The following is a 5096-nucleotide window of genomic DNA, read 5'->3' as shown; positions in this document are numbered from 1 at the left end:
CTTAAGCAGTTCATCTGGACGAGAAGCCGTTGAAAAATATATCTGTTGCCCTTTCTTGATTTGCTTTATGTCCTTCTCATATACTTTGAAGTTGACATAAATCTTTGAATTATCGCTTATTGAGAACATTTTGGATTGTTGTGCCACATAATCGCCCAGACTAATCATTACTTCATCCACATAGCCACTTATGGGTGTGGTAATGGGAACTGCGGAATATATTTGGCCTTCAGCCACCTTGTCCGGGTTAATGCCCAACAATCTCAATTGGGACCGCAAACCATTGACACTGGATGTTGTGGAACGAAATTTTGACTGTGCCATCTGAAATTCCTTGCCAGAAGAAACACCTTTGTCATAAAGGGTCTGCTTGCGCTCAAAATCCTGTTTCAAAAAGACCAGCTCGTCATTTTTTTCCTGATAATCCTGTTGCATTGCAATGATATCTGGATGCTCAATATACGCAAGCACCTGTCCTTTGCTTACGTTATCTCCAGGTACAACTTTTATGGAACTCACATTTCCACCAACAAACGGACTGATGTTCGCCTTGTCCTGTGGGTAAAGTTCCAGCGTACCCGTTACCTTAATGTTGTTCCCTAAATTCCGTTCCTCCAGAGGTTTCATTTCCAAACCGATGGTTTCAGCCTGTTGCTTTGTAAGTTCTACAACGCCTTCTTCCTCACTATGGCCTTCTTCGTCGTCGTGACCTTCTTCGCCAGCAGCTTCGGTTTTTGATACGCCTTCAGCTTCGTTATGCCCAAGTTCAGATTTTTTGCCATCGTTACAACTCATAAACATAAGTGCAAATAATACGGTACTTACTAATAGTATATTCTTCATTTTTCTTCTTTTTATATTATAGATTACCCAACTGATATTGTAACTCTATGGTTTGTTGGTTAAACTGATTGATAAATTGTAAATGGTTTTGCTTGATTCTTATAGCACTGTTAAGGATTGTGATATAGTTTACATAATCTATTTCACCTTCCTTTGAAGCCAGTTCTGCCGTTGTAATCTGTTCTTCAGCTAAAATTAACGCACCTTTTTGATAATAATCAAGTGTCTTTTGGGTCTTTTCCAAGGATTTTAAAAGTTGGGAAACCCTACTTTCTGTTATGGCCTTCTGTTCCAGATACTGGTTTTCGGCAACCATCGCATCTGCCTTAGCGGCCTTGACCCTTGATTTTTGCGGTAAGAACCACAATGGAATACTTATACCTGCTTGATATGCACTAAATCCAGATATATCATTATATTTAAGCTTATCATAACTAATACTAAATTTTGGAAGGAATTCTGATTTTTCTACCCCAATGTTTGCTTTGCTTACCTCGGCATTTTGCAATGAATACTGCAACAATGGATTATTTGCAACAGATGAAGAATCAAAATCAGCCAAAAAATTTATCGGTTCATACGTAGATCCTACGGTTTCAATTTCTTGATCAATCCCCAAATACTGTTTCAAAGCTCTTTTTGCTATTTCTATATCATCATAAGCCTGTTGTCGTAATACCTGTATCTGTTGATATTCAGAAGAGGCTGCAATAAATTCCAGTTTTCCGGTTTCTCCCGTATCATAACGAGATTCTGCTGCCATCCTAAAATTTGCATATACACTGTCCAGTTGTTCCGCAAAACGCAATTGCGCCTTATTGTAATTGATGAGATCGTATGCTTGCATCACATTACGCACCAACTGTTGTTCGCTTAGAGCATAAAATTTTTCTCCAAGTTGGGTACGTTCTTTGTAGTACTTGGATTTTGAGAAACCAGATAACAAATCTATATTGCCCTGTTGCACACCATAAGTTCGCAAAGCTCCCTGCTGTACACCTTGATCTTCCCTACCTGTATATAAGGAAGTACTCCCCAGATCGAAGCTTGTTCCTTTCATGGCACGCTCTCGCTCTATAAAAGCCTGACTTTCCTTTAGCGATGGGTAATTCTGTTTTGCCATTGCAATGGCTTCGTCTATAGTCAAGGTCTTTGATATTGTAACACCTGAACTCGCGTCTTGGGCAACGGCAGTTCCTGAAGCCATCAAACCACCAATCATTAACAATATGGTTATAATGTTCGTGGATTTGTTTATATAACTTACATCACCATCAGTATTGTTTCGTTCCTTTCTTGATTCCAACCAATAATACAATACCGGAAGGACTACAAGGGTTAAAAACGTGGCCGTAAGCAATCCACCAATAACTACTGTTGCCAATGGTCGCTGTACCTCGGCACCTCCCGAGGTAGAAATCGCCATTGGGATAAAGCCCATAATGGCCGCCGTTGCGGTTAGCAAAATTGGTCGTAACCGTTCGTGTGTTGCTTCGTATATTCGTTTCCTTAAGTCTGTCATTCCACTTTCTTTTAATTCGTTGAATTTGTTTATCAGTACCAAACCGTTCAATACCGCAACTCCAAAGAGCACGATAAATCCGACTCCCGCTGAAATACTAAAGGGCATTCCCCGTATCCAAAGCGCAAACACGCCACCAATGGCCGCCAGAGGCACTGCCATATAAATCATTACCGACTGCGAGAACGAGCTCAATGCAAAATAGAGCAATATGAATATCAGAAAAAGTGCAATAGGTACTACAATCATCAATCGGTCTGACGCACGTTGCAGGTTTTCAAACGAACCTCCGTAGGTTACAAAATAACCTGGTGGCAGTTTCACTTCTGTTTCCAGTTTTTGCTGAATTTCCTCGACCATCGATTTTACATCTCGCCCACGAACATTGACTCCTACCGAAATACGACGCGAGGTATTGTCCCTTGAAATCTGCATTGGGCCAGGTTTGTAACTGATGTCCGCTACTTCCTTTAACGGTACTTGGGCACCATTTGGTAAATCGATATATAGATTTTTAAGGCTGTTGATGTCCTGTCTAAAGTCCTTCGCCAAACGAATGACCACATCAAAGCGTTTTTCACCTTCAAAAATTACCCCTGCCGCTTCTCCTGAAAAGGCGGCACTTACATAATCATTCAGCTTATCAACGGTTACACCGTACTGTGCCATTTTTGCACGATTGTATTCTACCGTCATCTGTGGCAAACCACTCGTAGCTTCCACATTCAGGTCGGCCGCTCCGGGAACGCTTCTGATAACCGCTGCGATTTCCTGAACCTTGTCTGCCAATACGCCCAAATCTTCTCCATACAATTTGATGGCCACGTCCTCGCGAACACCCGTAAGCAGTTCGTTAAAACGAAGTTCCACAGGTTGCGTAAACACAAAGTTTACACCGGGAACAACTGAAATTTTTTCCTGTATTTTTTCTATAAGTTCTTCTTTGCTATCTGCGGAAGTCCATTTGCTCTTATCCTTTTCAAGAATGATATAGCTATCGGCAATGTCCATTGGCATTGGGTCTGTTGGTATTGCAGCAACACCAATTCTTGAGACCACTGTTTTTACTTCAGGAAATTCATTGATTAAATTTTGAAGTTTTTTTGAAGCTTCAATGGATTCCGTAAGACTGCTCCCTGGTTTTATCAAGGCTTGAAATGCAATATCGCCCTCATCAAATTTAGGTATGAATTCGCCACCCATATTGCTGAAAATAAATCCTGCAATCAATAACAGCCCAACCGCACCAATAATGACACCAGCCCTAAAGCGAAGTGCGAAATTGAGCAAGGGTACATACGCCCTGTTCAACCCTGACATTATTTTATCACTGAACCTGTCAATCCTGTTTTCAAATTTGGCAAACCAACTGTTCTGATTTCTGGCAGGCTTTAGGAACATTGACGAAATCATTGGCACGTAGGTAAGACACAGGATAATCGCTCCCAAAACTGCAAATCCGAAAGTAAATGCCATTGGACGGAACATTTTTCCCTCAACACCAGTTAAAAAGAGAATCGGTGTAAATACGATAAGGATAATAAGTTGCCCGAAAAATGCAGAATTCATCATCGTACTTGCCGATTCATAGGCTATTTCATCCATTTCTGGCTGGCCAATGGCGGTTGTGGTTTTCTTCATCCGTTGATGGATGTGAAATACCATTCCCTCCACAATAATAACTGCGCCATCCACGATGATACCAAAATCGATTGCCCCCAAGGACATTAAATTTGCCCACACCCCAAATTGTTTCATCAAGATAAATGCAAACAGTAATGATAAAGGGATTACCGAAGCTGTAATCAATCCACCTCGGAAACTTCCCAAAAGCAAGACCAAAACGAAAATCACAATCAATGAACCTTCAATAAGGTTTTTTTCAACGGTGCTTGTGGTCCTTCCGATAAGTTCACTTCTACTTAAAAACGTATCTATGTAAACGCCTTCCGGCAGGGATTTTTGTATTTCTGCGATGCGCTTCTCTACATTTTCAACTACATTGCCAGGGCTTTCGCCTTTCAGCATCAGTATTTGTCCCCCAACAGTTTCGTGTCCATCTTGTGTAAACGCACCATAGCGCACTTGGTTCCCATAGCCCACTTTTTCAGCGACATCGCGCACTAAAACAGGGCTTCCATTTTGTGTGGTTACAACGGTGTTTTCCAAATCCTCAAGACTACGTGCCAAACCTTCGCCACGAATGAAATTTGCTTGGTGGTTTTTCTCGATGTAAGCACCTCCCGTATTAGCGTTGTTCACTTTCAGGGCTTCAAAAACCTGATTCATTGTAATGCCAAAACTTTTTAATTTATCAGGATTTATGGCAACTTCATATTGTTTCACATAGCCTCCAAAAGCATTGACCTCGACCACTCCAGGGACTAATGCCATTTGGCGTTTTACAATCCAATCCTGAATTGTACGAAGCTCCATAGCATCGTATTTATCTTCGTAGCCTTCTTTTAGTTTTAAAGTATATTGGTAGATTTCTCCCAGACCTGTAGTAATGGGTGCCATAAATGGCGTGCCGAAGCCTTCGGGGATTTCTCCAGCAACTTCGGTCAATTTCTCTTGCACCAATTGCCGGGGAAGATAAGTACCCGCCTCGTCCTTAAAGACAATGGTAACCACAGAAAGACCAAAACGAGATACAGAACGCAGTTCGATAACATCAGGAAGGTTTGCCATAGCCAATTCTACCGGGTAGGTAACAAATTGCTCAATATCT

General features: G+C 41.4%; 2 protein-coding genes. Both read right to left on the bottom strand.

The window, feature by feature from the left end:
- On the bottom strand, positions 1 to 843 hold an 843-nt coding region (locus tag B2Z27_RS10630; RefSeq protein WP_286813630.1), incomplete at its 3' end, for an efflux RND transporter periplasmic adaptor subunit.
- A gap of 16 nt (positions 844 to 859) precedes the next feature.
- A partial coding sequence (locus B2Z27_RS10625; protein ID WP_349677506.1) for a CusA/CzcA family heavy metal efflux RND transporter occupies positions 860 to 5096 on the bottom strand: 4237 nt, incomplete at its 5' end.

This window comes from Maribacter sp. UBA3344, from assembly GCF_002362375.1.
Lineage (GTDB): Bacteria > Bacteroidota > Bacteroidia > Flavobacteriales > Flavobacteriaceae > Maribacter > Maribacter dokdonensis.
This window is presented reverse-complemented; position numbering and strand designations above follow the sequence as displayed.